This window comes from Endozoicomonas atrinae (assembly GCF_001647025.1).
Taxonomy (GTDB): domain Bacteria; phylum Pseudomonadota; class Gammaproteobacteria; order Pseudomonadales; family Endozoicomonadaceae; genus Endozoicomonas; species Endozoicomonas atrinae.
In genome coordinates this window covers 1-17,629 of the sequence record NZ_LUKQ02000003.1, presented here as the reverse complement: position 1 = coordinate 17,629, position 17,629 = coordinate 1, and the positions used below count along the sequence as shown (strand labels likewise).

General features: G+C 46.8%; 17 protein-coding genes. 5 read left to right on the top strand and 12 right to left on the bottom strand.

The window, feature by feature from the left end; genetic code table 11:
• Positions 1–300: 300 nt before the first annotated feature.
• From AK963_RS00955 to rpiA, 7 genes are all read right to left on the bottom strand, one after another.
• Positions 301–1,020, bottom strand: coding sequence for an ABC transporter ATP-binding protein (locus AK963_RS00955; protein WP_139117182.1), 720 nt, complete (start codon positions 1,018–1,020; stop codon positions 301–303).
• A gap of 16 nt (positions 1,021–1,036) precedes the next feature.
• A complete protein-coding gene (locus AK963_RS00950; protein ID WP_066013294.1) occupies positions 1,037–1,552 on the bottom strand; it encodes a GNAT family N-acetyltransferase in 516 nt (171 codons plus the stop codon).
• Positions 1,553–1,578: 26 nt separating this feature from the next.
• Entirely contained in the window at positions 1,579–2,310 is a 732-nt protein-coding gene (gene livG, locus AK963_RS00945; protein ID WP_419833778.1) for a high-affinity branched-chain amino acid ABC transporter ATP-binding protein LivG, read from the bottom strand.
• 54 nt (positions 2,311–2,364) lie between these two features.
• Entirely contained in the window at positions 2,365–3,705 is a 1,341-nt protein-coding gene (locus tag AK963_RS00940; protein WP_066013290.1) for a high-affinity branched-chain amino acid ABC transporter permease LivM, read from the bottom strand.
• The gene (gene livH, locus AK963_RS00935; RefSeq protein WP_066013369.1) at positions 3,702–4,628 is read right to left on the bottom strand and encodes a high-affinity branched-chain amino acid ABC transporter permease LivH; all 927 of its coding nucleotides are present in this window, start codon (positions 4,626–4,628) and stop codon (positions 3,702–3,704) included. The genes AK963_RS00940 and livH overlap by 4 nt, the downstream gene beginning before the upstream one ends.
• Positions 4,629–4,798: 170 nt before the next feature.
• A complete protein-coding gene (locus AK963_RS00930; protein ID WP_066013286.1) occupies positions 4,799–5,923 on the bottom strand; it encodes a branched-chain amino acid ABC transporter substrate-binding protein in 1,125 nt (374 codons plus the stop codon).
• A gap of 476 nt (positions 5,924–6,399) precedes the next feature.
• Complete coding sequence (gene rpiA, locus AK963_RS00925; protein WP_066013283.1) at positions 6,400–7,074, bottom strand: ribose-5-phosphate isomerase RpiA; 675 nt, start codon at positions 7,072–7,074, stop codon at positions 6,400–6,402.
• Between the two features lie 169 nt (positions 7,075–7,243).
• Here rpiA and ilvA point away from each other — a divergent pair, with 169 nt between their 5' ends.
• Positions 7,244–8,806: a threonine ammonia-lyase, biosynthetic gene (ilvA, locus tag AK963_RS00920; RefSeq protein ID WP_274520486.1), complete on the top strand. Its 1,563-nt coding sequence runs from the start codon at positions 7,244–7,246 to the stop codon at positions 8,804–8,806.
• A gap of 84 nt (positions 8,807–8,890) precedes the next feature.
• Here the strand turns inward: ilvA and AK963_RS00915 are convergent, their stop codons facing one another.
• Positions 8,891–9,493 (bottom strand): LysE family translocator, encoded by a 603-nt coding sequence (locus AK963_RS00915; RefSeq protein ID WP_066013279.1) that lies wholly within the window; start codon positions 9,491–9,493, stop codon positions 8,891–8,893.
• Between the two features lie 235 nt (positions 9,494–9,728).
• On the opposite strand from AK963_RS00915, the gene AK963_RS00910 reads away from it, so the two are divergent.
• Both AK963_RS00910 and AK963_RS00905 read left to right on the top strand, forming a co-directional pair.
• Positions 9,729–11,078 (top strand): aminotransferase-like domain-containing protein, encoded by a 1,350-nt coding sequence (locus AK963_RS00910; protein ID WP_238593607.1) that lies wholly within the window; start codon positions 9,729–9,731, stop codon positions 11,076–11,078.
• 2 nt (positions 11,079–11,080) lie between these two features.
• Positions 11,081–11,614 (top strand): DUF2878 domain-containing protein, encoded by a 534-nt coding sequence (locus tag AK963_RS00905; RefSeq protein WP_083232373.1) that lies wholly within the window; start codon positions 11,081–11,083, stop codon positions 11,612–11,614.
• 59 nt (positions 11,615–11,673) lie between these two features.
• Here AK963_RS00905 and AK963_RS00900 read toward each other — a convergent pair whose 3' ends face one another.
• The gene (locus AK963_RS00900; RefSeq protein ID WP_066013278.1) at positions 11,674–12,159 is read right to left on the bottom strand and encodes a hypothetical protein; all 486 of its coding nucleotides are present in this window, start codon (positions 12,157–12,159) and stop codon (positions 11,674–11,676) included.
• Positions 12,160–12,443: 284 nt separating this feature from the next.
• Between AK963_RS00900 and selD the strand changes: the two genes are divergently transcribed.
• Positions 12,444–13,481, top strand: a complete 1,038-nt coding sequence (gene selD, locus AK963_RS00895) for a selenide, water dikinase SelD (RefSeq protein WP_274520483.1) — start codon at positions 12,444–12,446, stop codon at positions 13,479–13,481.
• A 365-nt stretch (positions 13,482–13,846) separates the two neighbouring features.
• Here the strand turns inward: selD and AK963_RS00890 are convergent, their stop codons facing one another.
• Both AK963_RS00890 and AK963_RS00885 read right to left on the bottom strand, forming a co-directional pair.
• Entirely contained in the window at positions 13,847–14,092 is a 246-nt protein-coding gene (locus tag AK963_RS00890; RefSeq protein WP_202969697.1) for a hypothetical protein, read from the bottom strand.
• 160 nt (positions 14,093–14,252) lie between these two features.
• Complete coding sequence (locus AK963_RS00885) at positions 14,253–14,681, bottom strand: secondary thiamine-phosphate synthase enzyme YjbQ (protein WP_066013362.1); 429 nt, start codon at positions 14,679–14,681, stop codon at positions 14,253–14,255.
• A 178-nt stretch (positions 14,682–14,859) separates the two neighbouring features.
• Between AK963_RS00885 and AK963_RS00880 the strand changes: the two genes are divergently transcribed.
• The gene (locus AK963_RS00880) at positions 14,860–15,318 is read left to right on the top strand and encodes an ImmA/IrrE family metallo-endopeptidase (protein WP_139117181.1); all 459 of its coding nucleotides are present in this window, start codon (positions 14,860–14,862) and stop codon (positions 15,316–15,318) included.
• Here AK963_RS00880 and AK963_RS00875 read toward each other — a convergent pair.
• The gene (locus tag AK963_RS00875; RefSeq protein ID WP_274520485.1) at positions 15,313–17,493 is read right to left on the bottom strand and encodes an efflux RND transporter permease subunit; all 2,181 of its coding nucleotides are present in this window, start codon (positions 17,491–17,493) and stop codon (positions 15,313–15,315) included. The two genes, AK963_RS00880 and AK963_RS00875, sit on opposite strands and share 6 nt — an antisense overlap.
• Between the last annotated feature and the right edge of the window lie 136 nt (positions 17,494–17,629).

The window sequence follows — 17,629 nt, the reverse complement described above, 5'->3', positions numbered from 1 at the left end:
TCAGGTTTCATACTTCATTTCCTGTACTGCTACTTCAGCCATAGGAAAAGTATAGTACTAAGAGCATTGCCAACTAATCAGAACCACCATGACAGCTACTCATTGATTTCAAATGAATAAATAAAAACAACGAATTTTTTAATTACTATTAAAAATTAAAACTATAATTTTAATTCAAAAATACAGCTAATAATAAAGCCCCCCCTAAGCGATAGATAAAAGCGCGGCCCATAAGAGTTCGATGAAGCCGCGTAAAGTATGATTTATTACCCCATTAGAAATCACAGAAAAAATACATGATCACCCTCCCAGATAGGCCTCCTGGACAGATTCATTCACTAATAGCGCCTGTCCGGAGTCATGCAGAACAATCTTTCCATTTTCAAGCACATAGCCTCGGTCAGCCAGTTTCAGGGCCTGGTTCGCATTTTGCTCTACCAGAAAGATTGTCATTCCCTCATCCCTCAGTTTGGCAATAATGTCAAAAATCTGCTGAATCACTATAGGAGCAAGCCCCAGTGAAGGCTCATCCAGAAGTAATAACCTGGGCTTACTCATCAGCGCCCTCGCTATAGCCAGCATCTGCTGTTCACCACCAGACATGGTTCCTGCCCGTTGGTGCAGACGCTCCTCAAGACGTGGAAATAGTTCAAGAACATGGCTATACAGCTGACGATAATCCTGCTCATCCGTGAAAAAACCGCCCATGCTGAGATTTTCTTCCACGGTGAGCCGGGAGAAGACACGCCGACCTTCAGGCACCAGGGCGATACCAGAACGCATAATATCCGCAGTATCTGCTCGGGTTATTTCTCGACCATCATAAAAGATCTGCCCACTGCTCGCCCTTGGATCGCCACACAGAGTCATAAGCAGAGAGGTTTTTCCCGCACCATTGGCGCCAATTAATGTCACAATTTCACCGGTCCGGATCTCGACACTCACATCATCCAGCGCCTGAATCTGGCCATAAAAGGTAGAAACATGCTCAAGACTTAGCAGTGGTTTATCGTTATTCATATGACTGCATTCCTGTTTATTCTTTTGGGTGCCGATAGACTTTCCAGATATTGCCGCGAAATGGGATCTCGTTTTCCAGAACAGCCCCCAGGCGCTCTGCTAATTTCATAGAAGGATGGTTATCCGGGTGAATAAAACTGATTAGAGGTATCTCTGGCAGATACTGCCGTCCTATCGACTGAACTTCTCTGGCCGCTTCAGAAGCAAATCCCTTCCCCCAATAGTCAGCAGCCAGTGCCCACTTGATTTCCGGTTCAGGCCAGTCATTTGGATACCAGAAACCCACTGTCCCCAGAAGCAAAGAGGAGCTTTTCTCGATCAGAGCATACGGTCCATAACCACGCACCTGCCAATGCCCAATCATGCTGCACATCGTTCGCCAGGTTTCTCCTTCCGTGAAAGCCTTTCCCACGGTATAGCGGGTAGCATCTGCATCAGAGTAATACTTATGCAGACATCTCCAGTCTTCTTCCTCAAACTGCCTGAGAACCAGCCTTTCGGTTTCTAATTCCAGTGGTACTCTGTACTTCATAAAACTGCCCCGGATTGTTGGCTTACTCAGGACTCCCCTAAATAAGCCTTGATCACTTCAGGATGGTTGCGCACCTCTTCCGGTGTTCCGGATGCCAGTGGCCTCCCCTGATTAATAACATAGATCCGATCCGAGATTTCCATTACCAGTTTCATATCATGTTCAATGAGCAGTACTGATACACCATGGTTTTTTCTGAGGTCTGAAATCAAGTCATCCAGCTCTCGGGTTTCATTGGGGTTCAGCCCTGCAGCAGGCTCATCCAGCATCAGCAGTTGAGGATCAGTGACCATACAGCGGGCAATTTCCAGTCGCCGCTGCTGGCCATAGGCCAGGTTTCCTGCTTCACGATTGGCAAACTCAGTCAGGCCAACTTTATTCAGCCAGTAAGCAGCCCGATCCATCGCTTCTGCCTCACTCCTTCGAAACGAAGGCGTTTTAAAGAGTCCTGCCAATAACCCTGTATTCAAATGTCGGTGCTGAGCCACCAGCAGATTTTCCAGAACCGTCATGGCTTTAAAAAGCCGAACATTCTGAAAGGTTCGAACCACACCTAAACGGGCAATTTTAAAGCCTGGCAGCTTTTCTACCGCCTGGTCCTTAAAAAGAATCCTCCCTCCGGTTGGCTTATAGAATCCAGTCAAACAGTTAAATACTGTCGTCTTACCGGCACCATTCGGACCAATCATGGAGACAATTTCGCCTTTACGAACTTTGAGCGCCATCTGATCTACTGCCAGCAGACCACCAAAGCGCATACTGAGATCTGATGCTTCCAGCAAACACTGACTCATCTCATAACTCCCTGCAGATTACACGCTTTCAGCAATGGGCTGACGATTAACAGAAACATCACCCTTATCAGGCTGATGATCTTTCAACTTCAAGTGCGGACGCTTCATAGGCATCAATCCTTCGGGGCGCCATATCATCATCAGTACCATCATCAGACCAAACATCAGCATCCGATACTCCTGGAACTCCCGGGCAAACTCGGGAAGTACCGTCATAATAACAGCAGCAAGAATAACGCCCATCTGTGATCCCATTCCCCCCAGAACAACTATGGCAAGAATGATGGCAGACTCAATAAAGGTAAAAGACTCTGGACTTATAAACCCCTGCCGGGCTGCAAAAAAAGTTCCGGCAAAGCCTGCAAATGCAGCACCGATGGTAAAGGCAGACAGTTTGATGGCTGTTGGATTCAGTCCTAATGAACGGCAGGCAATATCATCTTCGCGAAGTGCTTCCCAGGCTCGACCTATAGGCATTCTCAGCAGGCGGTTAATAATATAAAGCGTCAACAACACCAAAAGCAGCGCCAGGATATAAAGGAAAATCACTTTATAGCCGCTGCTGTAGTCAATCCCGAAGAACTCGTGAAATGGTACATTCCCTTCTTCTTTCGCTCGCCGGGAAAACTCCAGACCAAACAGCGTTGGTTTTGGAATCTGACTGATCCCATTCGGCCCACCAGTTATTGAGGTCCAGTTATTCAACAGAATACGAATAATTTCACCAAATCCCAGGGTAACAATTGCCAGATAGTCTCCACGCAGCCTTAGCACTGGAAACCCCAGGATAAAACCAAAGAACGCGGCCATAAGACCGCCGATCAACAGGCAGCTCCAGAAATCGAGACCAAAATACTGGTTTAGCAATGCATAGCTGTATGCTCCAACGGCATAGAAGCCCACATAACCAAGATCCAGAAGACCTGCCAGACCAACAACCACGTTAAGGCCCAAACCAAGCATCACATAAATCAGAGCCAGTGTTGCCAGATCCACAGCGCCACGGGAGACAAAGAAAGGCCAGATCATCAGGCCTGCTACTGCAAAGCAGATCAGCAGCCGCTTCAGAGGCTTATTCTCATTCAATGTTGGGAGCTGAACCTGAGGTAGTGGGTTGTGTTTTTTTGCACCCTGCCAGAAAGCAGAAATCGAGTTTCGAAATAACTGAACCAGAAAAACCAGAACAGCCCCAGATAAGATCAGGTTCCAGCGTTCGCTGGCGGCAAAGTGAACCACCAACTCCGTATTCTCTGTGGATAATTGAACCCCCAGCATTAACACCGCCAGTAATAGCAGCGCTCCAGTTGCCATAACCGCAGGAAACCAGCGCAAACTGGTAGATGATTGATGATTATTCATACCTTTTCTACCTCCGGCTTGCCAAGAATACCTGAAGGTCGGAATAACAGAATCAATACCAGCAGACTAAAGGCGACAACATCTTTATATTCGGTACTGAAATATCCTGCTGTGAATGCTTCGGTAACCCCAAGAATCAAGCCGCCAAGCACTGCTCCCGGAATACTACCAATTCCACCAAGAACCGCAGCAGTAAACGCTTTCAAACCAGCCAGAAAACCAATATAGGGGTTGATAACTCCGTAATAGAGCCCTAGCAAAACGCCTGCCACTGCAGCCAGTGCTGCACCGATAACAAAGGTCAGAGAGATAACCTGGTTGGTATTGATACCAAGAAGCCTGGTCATGCCCAGATCTTCTGCGCATGCCCGGCAAGCACGCCCCATTCTGGATTTGGAAATAAAGAGCGTCAGGAGCGTCATGGTGATGAATGTAATGATGAAAATTACCACCTGCATATACGACAGAGTTACATTAAATTCATCTACGGGCCCAAATGTCCAACCACCAGTAATCAAGCTGGGCATTGCAATATCTCTTGAGCCCTGGGCGATGCGTACATAATTCTGAAGAAAAATCGACATACCGATCGCAGAGATCAACGCAATCAGTCGATTACTGTTTCTTAACGGTCGATAGGCTACCCGCTCAACGGCAAAGCCGTATGTACTGGTAATAATAATGCTGATGATAAAAGCGGCGGCCAGCATCAGGGCTACACTGTCAACCCCCATCAAGGCAAGACCGGCCAACACGGCAAAGGCAACGTAGCTGCCAATCATATATATCTCGCCGTGGGCAAAATTGATCATTCCAATGATGCCATACACCATCGTATAACCGATGGCTATGAGGGCATAGGTACTCCCAACAGTAAGGCCGTTCAGCAATTGCTGGATAAAATAATAGGCTGACTCAGGCATGATCGAATCCATAAAAAAGGCCTGCATGTTGCAATAACGCTTCTGGCGTTCTGCACTCCCTGCAGGCCTTTTACTACTTTATTATTGTTAGACTGATGCCGTCTGGTTATTCGACTGCACAGTATTTCCTTCATAAATGCCCTGTTCGTTCAGGCTGGGCACTAGTTTGATCACTTGGTCAGAGCAGTTTTGCTGCCATCCGCATGCCATTGATAAACAACAAAGCTGAAGTCTTTCAGGTCGCCCTTGCCATCAAAGCCAAGATTACCTGTTGGAGTTTTGAAGCTATTGGCGCGCAGGCTGCTGGCAACCTTCTCAGGATCTTCACTGGAGGTCAGCTTCATGCCATCCGCCATGACTTTTACGGCAGAGTAGGCTGGGAAGACAAATGGGCCTGAAGGGTCTTCACTCTTGGCCTTGAATGCCTCAACCAGTCTGGCATTGGCTGGATCCTGATCAAAACTTTTAGGTAGAGTAACCAGCAGGCCTTCTGAAGCAGCACCGGCAATGGCAGAAATATCCTTGTTACCGACACCTTCAGGTCCCATGAACTTAACATCCAGCCCCTTTTCTGCACTCTGACGCAAAATCAGGCCCAACTCAGGGTGGTAACCACCGTAATAGACGAAATCAACATCTTCTTTCTTGAGCTTGGCAATCAGGGCAGAGAAGTCTTTGTCTCCGGCCGTTACACCTTCATACAGAGCTACTTTAATTCCAGCCTTCTGAACTTCGTCACGAACACTGGAGGCCAAGCCTTCACCGTACTGCTGCTTGTCGTGAATCACTGCCATGTTCTGTGGCTTTACAGAGTTAATGATGTATCTCGCAGCAGTAGGCCCCTGCATGCTGTCCAGACCAATAGTTCTGAAAATCAGCTCATAGCCACGGGTCGTGATATCCGGGCTGGTTGAGGCTGCAGTGATCATCAAAATCCCTTCATCTTCATAAATATCTGATGCAGGCTGAGTTGAAGAGGAACAGAGATGACCGACAACAAATCGAATATCATCGTTTACAATCTTGTTAGCAACGGCTACGGCTTGCTTGGGGTCACAGGCGTCGTCATAGACAACCGCTTCCAGATCCTTGCCATTAACGCCACCAGATTTGTTGATCTGCTCAATGGCCATTTTGGCACCAATAAACTGCATATCACCGTACTGGGCAACCGGTCCGGTAACCGGGCCTGCCAGCGCAATTTTGATGGTATCTGCTGCGGATGCGATCGATGCACTGCCCAGAGCCACTGCGGCAGTTAAGACAGCCATTTTTTTATTAAATGATTTCAGCATGTCAGTCACTCTTTATTGTTGTTTTTCATTCCTGAGTTTACAGAGCATTCGCCTGGCACTGGCTGCCCTCCCCCGAAACTCAAGCATGAACGACAGATTTAGCTCAGCACAGGTCGCCAAGCATTTTTATTATTAGCAATGGCTATATTAAGGATTTTTTCTATTCAATCCAGCCCAATATTGCGGTTTTTTCATGAAAACACCGGAATCCACCTACCAATGTCTAAAGGTTGCATCCGTCTTGGAGAACTAGTTTTAGTTTGTTAAAGGAAAAAAATCAGGCCAGAACGGGTGTGAGGCTACTATGAAAATGGAAAAGGATGATAAGGAAACCCCACTTACACTATCAGAACTTGTCTTTCTAATTGCCCCTTTGGGTCTGGTTCTGGTAGCTCTGCATTTTCTGCTGGGACGAGCTCTATAGCAGTACAAACAAAAAAGCCGGAATAGCCCGGCTTTTTTTGCATTTATCTTAATCACTTGGCTGTAATTGTTTTAACACCATCGCTTGTACCCAACAACAAAACATCTGCTGGGCGACAGGCAAAAAGACCATTGGTCACAACACCGACAATCCCGTTTATCTTTTGTTCCAGTTCAACCGGGTCAAGAATCTTCATATTCCAGACATCAAGAATCACGTTACCATTATCGGTCACAACACCTTCGCGGTAGGCCGGATCTCCTCCGAGCTTCACAAGCTCTCGGCCAACATGACTACGGGCCATGGGAATGACTTCCACTGGCAATGGAAATTCACCCAGCACACCAACCGCCTTGCTTTCATCAGCGATGCAGATGAACTCTCTGGCTACCGCCGCAATGATCTTTTCCCGGGTCAGTGCTGCACCACCACCTTTAATCAGGTGAAGATGTTCATTGGTTTCATCAGCCCCATCAATGTAAAAGCGCAGGTCAGACACCGTATTCAGATCATACACAGGAATACCATGGGCCTTCAGCTGTTCGGTAGATGCCTCAGAGCTGGATACACAGCCATCAAAATCATCCTTATACTCAGCCAACGCATCAATAAAAAAGCGCGCAGTTGAGCCAGTGCCAATGCCAATCACCATATCTTTTTCAAGATGGGGCAGGATGTATTGCAGTGCGGCTTCAGCAGTGGCCTTCTTGAGCTGATCCTGATTCATGGGGTTTACCTGTGAATACTGTGTATTTAATTAGGGCTGGATATTTCAAAGCCACTTAATTCATGATGAGCCATTGGCCTGAAAACGCGCAGTATATTACACCATTTTCATCCAAATTGGATGAGTGCCATCCTGAAGCGTATTCCTATAGAATGGGTGCTTCGCAGCACTGCCTGAACTCAATAAAGCTAACCGTACGTACCAGCAGGACAGCATGCCACACCGTTATATACGAAAAATACTGGAAGCCAGGGTCTATGATGTCGCCATAGAAACCCCGATTGATGAGGCTCGCTTCCTTAGCCAGCGCCTGGATAACCAGGTTCTCCTGAAGCGGGAAGACTTACAACCGGTATTCTCCTTCAAAATTCGGGGGGCTTATAACAAGCTGGCCCAGCTCACGACTGAAGAGAAAGAATGCGGCGTCATTGCTGCGTCTGCAGGAAATCATGCCCAGGGAGTTGCCCTGGCCTCCCGGGAGATGGGTATCAAGGCTACCATCGTCATGCCGGTCACTACTCCCGAGATCAAAGTGAAGTCTGTACGAGCCTACGGAGCCGAGGTCGTACTGCATGGTGATGCTTTTGATCAGGCACTGGCTCACTCTTTTGAGCTGGTTCAAGAGCATGGCTATACCTTTATTCACCCTTATGATGATATTGATACGATCGCAGGTCAGGGCACTATTGGTATGGAGATCCTGCGTCAACATACCGGTGCCCTGGATGCAGTATTCATCCCTGTCGGCGGTGGTGGCCTGGCAGCAGGTATCAGCGCCTATATCAAGTACCTGCGACCCGACGTCAAAGTCATCGGCGTTGAGTTTGAAGAGTCTGCCTGTCTTAAGGCGGCTCTTGAAGCGGGTGAGCGGGTTATCCTGCCTCATGTTGGTATTTTTGCCGATGGTGTAGCTGTAGCACAGATTGGTGAAGAGACATTCAGGATCTGCCAGGAGTGCATTGACGAGGTCATCACCGTCAACGCTGACGAAATCTGTGCCGCGATCAAGGACATCTTTGATGATACCCGCTCCGTCTGTGAGCCTGCTGGTGCCCTCGGTATTGCAGGTATGAAAAAGTACGTGAGCCGGGAAAAGATTCAGGGCCAAACCCTGCTGGCAGTAGACAGCGGTGCCAACATCAACTTTGACCGTTTGCGCTACGTCTCAGAACGAACTGAACTGGGCGAAAAGCGTGAAGCGATTATAGCCGTTACGATTCCGGAAAAGCCGGGAAGCTTTAAACAGTTCTGCGAACTGCTGGGCCGAAGAAGCATTACTGAGTTTAACTACCGCTACCACAACCCGGACAAAGCCAGAATTTTTGTCGGTGTTCAGGTTCATCCAGATCAGATGCCCATCGACCGGCTGATTAATGAACTCCAGCAGCATGGTTACCCCGTAGTTGACCTGACCGATAATGAAATGGCCAAACTCCACGTTCGACATATGGTGGGCGGGCACAGTGAAGCGGTTAGAAATGAGCAGGTTTACCGTTTTGAGTTTCCGGAGCGCCCGGGAGCCTTATTAAACTTCCTGAGCAAACTGGGCCAGCGCTGGAATATCACGATGTTCCACTATCGAAATCACGGCGCTGCCTATGGACGGGTTGCCGTAGGCCTGGATGTTCCTGAAGAGGAACATCAGCATATTCCGGAATACCTTGACGCCATTGGCTATCGCTACTGGTCTGAAAATGACAATGAAGCCTATAAAGCGTTTCTGGGGGACTAAGTAAAATAAAGCGGGTTGATCTGCCTGTAGCTGATGAATCAGCTTATCAGGCAGATCAACACCATTTAGTTTTATGGTGACTGATTAAATATAAAACAACACAACCGATGCAGCAGTTAATGACGCCAGGGACCAGTTGAAAGCCTTTAAACTCTGTTCATTTCTCAAAAAACGTTTCAGCCCAGAACCAAAGGCAACCCACACCGAAACACAAGGCAGATTCACCAGCGTGAATACAAGACCAACCAGAAGAGCTGACATGATGTAATGCTCACCAGGCAGAGTAAATACCACAGCGCTGCTGATTGCCATCATCAAGGCCTTCACATTAACAAATTGGAAACTGGCCGCTTGAAAAAAAGTCATTGGCTTACTGCTGACTGATTTTTCTGTTGCCGCACTGGCTGTCGCAATTTTCCAGGCAAGCCATAACAGATAAACAGACCCAATATACTTCAAGGCCATTTGAAGCTGCGGATACCTTTCAAAAATATTCCCCAGCCCAAATGCAACGGCAAGAAATAAAATAAAGAACCCAATAGAAACACCCAGCATATGAGGGATACTTCTGGAGAATCCATAATTTACCCCACTGGCTGCCAGCATAATATTATTGGGTCCTGGTGTAATACTGGAACTCAAGGCAAAGGTTACCAATGGTAACCAGAGTATCTCTATCTCATCCATTATTTTTTCTCAGTAATATTTTGAATATATGCCTTTAAAAATTGAACCCATACAATCAAACAAATAAAGAAATAAAGGCTCAAACAAAGTATGATACATGGACAAAAAAGAGTTCAATTAATAAATTGTCACCATGACAAAGACATCATTTAAAAATAACAAAAAGACAATGGATAAAAAAATAAGCCCTCCAGATTGGTTGGAAAACTTTTCCTCTGATTCCGCCCCCAAATATATGGCTCTAGCCGATGCCATTGAGCAGGCTATTAAAAATGGATCATTAAACTCGGGAGATAAACTTCCTACTCATCGCTGGCTGGCCGATATGCTTAACGTAACCATTGGCACGATTACCCGGGGCTATGCTGAAGCAGAAAGACGACGCTTAATTACCGCCAGAGTAGGCAGTGGAACCTTCGTTACCGGCAAGATCTGGCAGCAGGCTCAATTCAATGTACCTCAGGAGCCAGAGTCAGCGGTTATTGATATGAGCCTGACACTTCAGGTTCCTGCTCCAAGAGAAGACATACTGGCTGAGACGCTGCAAACTATTGCATCAGACTCTCAACGTATGGCCTCCCTGCTGGATTACCTACCTGAAACGGGGCTAGAAAGGCATCGCAATACTATTACAGAGTGGCTTACAACGCTGTCGATCGATGCAAACCCAGACAACATTTTGATCACCAATGGTGGTCAGCATGGCAATATGATGGCGCTTCAGGCAGCAACTCGACCTGGGGACACCATCGTTTCCGAGTCATTAACCTACCCGGGGTTCATTAATGCGGCACGGCAGTGGCAAACTCACCATATAGGCCTGCCAATGGATGAGCATGGTCTGATTCCAGAAGCTCTGGAACAGTGCTGTCAGCAATACCGGCCAAAACTGCTGTATCTAATGCCATCTCTGCAAAACCCGACAGCAATCATTATGCCGCTTGAACGGCGAGAGCGAATCATTGAAATAGCGCGACGACACAAACTATTGATCCTGGAAGATGATGTACAATTCGTCGCTTCTGATAAACGACTGGCTTCGCTCTACAGCCTTGCTCCTGACCTGGTAATTTACAGCAGCAGCTTCTCAAAAACACTGTCGGGCGGACTGAGGACCGGTTACCTCTGCTACCCTTCTCACCTGAGAGAACGGCTGGTCATGGCAATGAGAAGCGACTGCTGGGTTCCACCACCATTGATGGCTGAAGTTGCCCGTGAGTGGATTGAATCTGGTATGGCTGAACAGCTTATTCGCTGGCAGACCGAAGCCATTGCCAGACGTCAGGAGCTCATGAAACAGCACCTCAAAGGTATGGATATACATACACAAACTTTTAGTTTTCATGGCTGGCTTAAACTGCCTGAACCATGGCGGGCAGAGACCTTTGTGCGACAGCTACAAAATAAGGGAGTGAAAGTGCTCCAGTCAGAGCTGTTCGCAGTTGGCAGCTCTGCAGTACCGCAAGCTGTCCGTCTCTGTATCAGCAGCCCTGACAGTGATAATAAAGTCCAGTTTGCTCTGGAAACCATTAGAGACATGCTGACCTTAGAACTGGAACCCATCTATCGACCACTGGTCTTCTAATAATGATGACAATCAACAAAATAAAACTCATTACGAATTATCTGCTATTCCAGATGGGCTGGTTTGCCTGTGTTCTTGGGGGAGATCACGTTGCTCTGATTGCAACCGTAATAATCCTGTTTATCCATCTGTTTTGGGTAGGTAGTTGGCATAAAGAAAAGCAGGTACTGGCTATTACCTTTCTCTTAGGATGTGCTATCGATAGTTTTCTTGGGAATCTGGAAATCCTGAAGTTTCACTCTCAACTGGAGGACGGTGGACGTATTTTACCACTCTGGCTAGCCTGCCTATGGCTGATATTCGGTACAACTCTTCGACACAGCCTTGACTGGTCCCGAACCCACAAACTCTATGGAGCCATTCTCGGCTTCTTTGGGGGACCATTAAGCTATTTGGCAGGGTCAAAAATGAGTGATGTAACGCTTGCCCAGCCCCTATGGCAAACACTGTTGGTCCTGGCTATTATCTGGGCACTTGTTATCCCAATGCTCCAGTCTTTTTCGCAGGCATGGCTCAATAAAGCAAAAAGCCTTTAACGCTGCATATTACTTTGCAGCTTTTTGGTCATTCAAAAAGCTGCAGCTAGGCCAAGAAATCAATCAATCTCTGCTTCGAACTCCTTATAAGCAAAAATTCGATTGATGTGATGACTCTTAGCCAACTTCATAAACCAGTATGTACACCACTGTTCAGGCGTAATTGAGTCTGCTGAAGCTGGAATGCTCACTTCAAAATAATCAATCAGAACACTCTGGTCTTCATCATCCAGCACATTAAACAATATTCCAGGTCCGACAGTAGAGCCGTCCTCCATAAGCCTCGCTTTTGGATGAAAAGCCATGTCGATACTAACACGCCAGATATCACGTTTATTGCACATCATCAGGCGAAAACGCGCAGTATCAAACTGAGCACCGGAACCTGCGCTAATAAACTGATCAGACTCAAGCCAGGAGGGAAATTTACGAACAACCAGACCTTCGATCTTTCGACCGCCGCTGGAAAACCACTGCTGTAATGCTGCTGACTGCTGCTTCAGCAAATCATCGATAGAAGAACAAGGCAAAGTTAGTGCTCCCATCCGATTCTCCTAATCCATCAATTATCGCTATTCTTCTTTCTTATTGGATCAAACCGGTCAAATAAACAGCTGGGCATATGAAACCAAAAACACATGATTAGCCACTTATCACTGACGTCTAAAATTACCTTTTATCACAGAGATATGACATTAGAAACCTCTGGTTTCTGTTTATGTCCAGAAAATGTGTTCAATCCTTTCGCCCTTAAGATCTGTAAGGCATTTAATGAAAAGGTTCCCAGTGCTAAAGTATCCGCATTTCAAGCGTTAGCTCAGGGGTAGTATTGATGAAGGATCTGAAGCTTACAGAGTACAGTCATGGCGCAGGATGTGGTTGCAAAATTTCACCACAGATTCTTGATGGTATTTTGAAAACCAACCTCACTCTTCCAGACTTTCCTAACCTGGTCGTTGGTAATTCCAGCAAAGATGATGCCGCCGTTGTTGACTTGGGAAACGGTGAAGGGATCATAAGCACTACCGATTTCTTTATGCCGATTGTTGATGACCCATTCGATTTTGGGCGCATCGCTGCCACCAATGCCATCAGTGATATTTATGCTATGGGTGGCACTCCCTTGATGGCCATTGCTATTCTTGGCTGGCCTGTAAACAAGCTACCTCCCGAAGTTGCTGCACAGGTAGTTGACGGTGGTCGTCAGGCTTGTGCCGATGCAGGAATACCGCTGGCTGGAGGCCACAGTATTGATGCCCCTGAACCTATCTTCGGGCTTGCGGTCACTGGTCGTGTATCTCTTGAGCACCTGAAAAGAAATGATCAGGCTCAACCCGGTCACAAGCTATATCTGACCAAACCTCTTGGCGTTGGTATTCTCACTACAGCACAAAAGAAAAAGGTGCTGCAGGATGAGCATCAGCATATTGCCCGTGACTCCATGTGCACAATGAACACCATGGGCGCAGACCTCTCTCTGCTGAACGGTATCAGTGCGATCACCGATGTTACCGGTTTTGGTCTTCTTGGCCACCTTCTGGAGGTTTGTGAGGGCAGTAAGGTAAAAGCCACCCTATATACTGACAAACTCCCTCTGCTTCCACATGTGGAAAATTACCGTCAGCAGGGCTGTATCCCCGGTGGCACCGAAAGAAACTATGCCAGCTACGGACATAAGGCAGTTGAAATTACAGAGCAGCAGAAACACATTCTCTGTGACCCTCAAACCAGTGGCGGTCTTCTAGTTGCCGTAGACCCGGCAGTAGAAGAAGCTTTCCATAATGTTGCAACAAGATTTGAGTTGTCTCTGGAATCAATTGGCGAGCTATCACCTTACGACGGTGGTAAGTGGGTAGAGGTCGTTTGATATACCCGGAAAGCACTCCCCGGTAACTGCTCTTACGTTACTCTAGCTCCTGCATCCATGTAAGTACCTGGTCATATGAAATCGAATATTTCTGGCTTAGTGGTTAGTTACTATGCAAGGCTCAGCGGAGTGAGCATAGCCGTAGCTATGTGATCGTAGCTGTAACGCAGCAGAGTGGCTGACCACTGAATCAGAAAATATGATTTCATATGGTTAGGTACTTATATACCCCAGAAACCACTCCTGCATTTCTGGGATACAATACGTCCCTGTGTATTCCCTGAAAATTGCTCCTGCATTTTCAGGATACAGCACATCCATGTGCATAAAAAAAGCCCGGTAAATACCGGGCTTTCAAAGTTAAGTCATATTGGTCGGTTACCGTATTCACCGGAGGGTTTTTTCGGTGGATCTGCAGTAATGTTCGATGGAATCTCTTCGATCTGGCCTCCGTTTTTCAAAAACTCTTCTATCTGGGAGTCCAGACTTGCCCTGAGTTTTTTACGAGACTCAACGGTCCTTTCTTCAGCAGGCTCGTCGCGACTCCCCAGAAACCCAATATCAGCGCCATCAAAACCAGCAGCAGCTTTAGTCGGCTTTTTCCGTGCCATAGCTATATCCTCTAGGTACTGGTTGTCGGAATATCCATTCCGAAACATTGAAATTGACTTCTTGCCCGATTTTTATAGTTATAGTCCAGCATCGTTGAAATGCCAGTTCGGTCTAACCCTCCTTTATATAAAACAAATTGTTAATACCTGATTTTTATAATTACGTATAACCTTCACCTTGTAAAGTGATGATTAGATTCCGACTTCCTCCGTTGTCTCTGTGCTCTCCTAGCCATACCCCCTGCCAAGTACCTAAAGCCAGTGAACCATCAGCAATTGGAATCATTACATCGGCACCAAACAGGCTGGATTTAATATGTGCAGGCATATCATCACTGCCTTCTATAACATGTAGAAAATACTCTTCATTTTCAGGGATATAGTAGTTGCTGAATGTTTCCATATCATGACGGACATTTGGGTCGGCATTTTCATTGAGTGTCAGTGACGCGGAAGTATGCTGCAAAAAGATATGACACAGCCCAGTCTTATATCTCTCCATCTCAGGCAGTTTGTCAGAAATTTCTGCTGTAATCAGATGAAACCCTCTCTGGTAAGGTTGAAGCTGGACCTGTTTCTGGAACCACATAATTAAACCCTCGCTCAAAAGTGCCGATAACAACCTGTCAGTCATCAAAGGATAATTATTCATGATGGCACTTTTACAATGAAAATGTGGCAGTTTTGACATCTACAGTAGTTTTCTTAATCCGGGATGAGTCGAGCTTTCCAAGAATGGCTGTTTAACAATATAAGACCAGGTTACCGTGAAGACGACCTTATACATTCTTGTGTTCCTGTGGGTCATTGCATCACTGCCAGCCAAAGCAATGTACAGCGATGCTCTTAACCCTTCAGGGTGCACATTTCTGGATATGCAAAGTTTTTACTTGGAAGAGTTAGGCATTGATCCAGATGTTCATATTGAGTATCTGTACTTCAGAATGCCCGAACCCAATATGCTGGGTTATACACTTCCACTGAAGAATGGAAATTATCGAATAGCCCTTTCCAATGGACTGGAGCCCAGTGAAGTCCGTATCACTATGGCTCACGAACTAGTACATGTACGACAACTCGAAAACAAACAGATCAAGATTACAGAGTTCCAAAAGCACTATATGGAAAGGAGCTTTGAGGACGAGGCGTTTAGACTGAGCATCCCCCTCGCCATCAAATTTTATACAAAACATTTCTGCCAGAAACCAACAACTGAAGCCTCATAGGCTTTGAGACTGCTGCTCTGCCCCCGGGTCAATGACATGCTGTTTATAGCCTTCACCCAGCCAGAGATAGACGCAAGGCAAAACAAAAAGCGTGAAAAACGTACCAATCAGCATACCCGCTACCAGAATAATACCGATGCTGTTTCTCGCTTCAGCCCCTGCACCAGTGACCAATACCAGTGGAAAGTGCCCCAGCACGGTAGCAGCAGTGGTCATCAACACAGGCCGAAGGCGAATTTTGGCTGCTTCTCGAATAGCCTCCATCTTCTGGTAGCCCTTAAACTGAAGCTCATTAGCAAACTCGGTAATTAAAATCCCGTTTTTGGCAACCAGTGCAACCAATGTAATAAAGCCAATCTGGGCATAAATATTCACCGTGGTCAGACCAGTAAAGCTGAACAACAATCCGCCAAAAAGCGCTAATGGTACAGAGCCAAGCAGAACGACCAGAGGAGAACGGAAGCTGTTAAACTGTATTGCCAGTAATAGATAAACCACTGCCAGAGCCATCACCAGTACAGAAAACATACTGTTACCTTCCTGACGAAGCTGCCTGGAAACACCGGCATAGTCGACGGTGTACGTCTCTGGCAAAATATCCAGAGCAGCGGTCTCAAGTGTTGCCAGTGCCTGATCATTCGTCGTACCAGGCAAGACACCACCAAGAATCCTGAATGAGCGCTGCTGGTTGAATTTACCCATTACTCTCGGGCTGGTGATATTTTCAAGGCTTGCTACGGCTCTCAAAGGCACAAGCTCTCCAGCAGAGGTTCGAAGAGTAAAGTCCAAAAGCTGCTCAGGATTATTCCGCCCTTCTGACAGAACCATAGGTATCACCCGATAAGCCTTGCCAGAAGCATTAAAGCGATTCACATCCTGTTCGGACAATAATGCACTCAGCTGTTCGGTCACCTCGGCAACGGTCATACCAAGGTCAGCAATACGATTATGGTCAAATACCAGACGAGTCTCGGGCAAATTTATCTGTAAATCGGTATTCACAAACATAAACTGACCGCTCTGATAAGCAGCCTGTATCAACTGACCCACGTATTTTTCCATCTCCGAATAATCATCAGGAGCCTGCACCACCAATTCCACATCGAACTGACCGGCGGTCGGTAAAGAGGAAAACAGTATTGGGAAAACCTTTAACCCTGGCTCTCCTGACAAGGTTCCAAACACAGTAGGAAGCATCTCATGCACACTCTGGGAGCGTTGAGCATAATCAACAAACTCAATACCGCCAAAACCACCTTCTGAAGAGATGACCTGCCAAATCAATTCAACACCAGGTAAAAAACCTAATGAGTCGATAACCCCATTCATGTGCTGATCGGTATAGGCAATGGAAGCATCCGGGGGAGACTCAACGACAATATTAATACTGCCCTGATCCTCCACAGGTGCCAACTCTTTGGCGGAAAACAGATAGAGCGGGGCGATTAATAATGAGAGAAAAACCGACAGAAAAAGCATCTGGTTTCGCCATTGAAAGACCGAGTCCAGCCCACGCCCATAAACCCGTCGCAAACGATCAAAGAATTGGTTTACCTTCAGTGTATAGCGGTTCTCACGCCCTTTTTCAGGACATACCCAACTGCTCATAACCGGCGACAACGTGATAGCCACCACGCCAGAAATCAGCACAGCAACAGAAAGCGTAAAAGCAAACTCTCTGAACAGGCTGCCGGTTAAGCCGGAAACAAAACCGATGGGGGCATAAACAGCCGCCAGCGTCAGTGTCATGCCAATAATCGGTTTCAATAGTTCTCTTGAACTCAGTAATCCCGACTCTAATCGCGATTTTCCCTCCCGCATATGTCGTGCAACGTTCTCAACCACGACAATGGCGTCGTCCACGACCAGACCGACTGACAAAACGATGGCCAGTATGGTCAAAAGATTCAGGGAAAAGCCCACCAGCCACATGATGGCAATACAACCGAGAATCGAAATAGGAATGGTCACCAGTGGCACCAGTGCCGTACGAAAGGCCCCCATCAACGCCAGAACAACCAGCCCGACAATGATGATCGTTTCAGCGAGAGTAACCACAATCTCCTTCAGAGCCTTGCGCATATAAGCCGTGCCATCATAGCTGATCTCAACCTCCATACCCTGAGGTAAGGTGGGGTTGATCTTGTCCAGCCGACGATAGACCTCATCGCCAATGGATATCTCATACCAATTTCATTTTCAAAATATGTCACGAATTCTGCGATTGCCTTTATACTTTAAATAGCCTGTTGTTCATCCCGTTAATGTCATGCCTAAAACTCCCGATTTTCCTGAAAACTTTCACGATGCA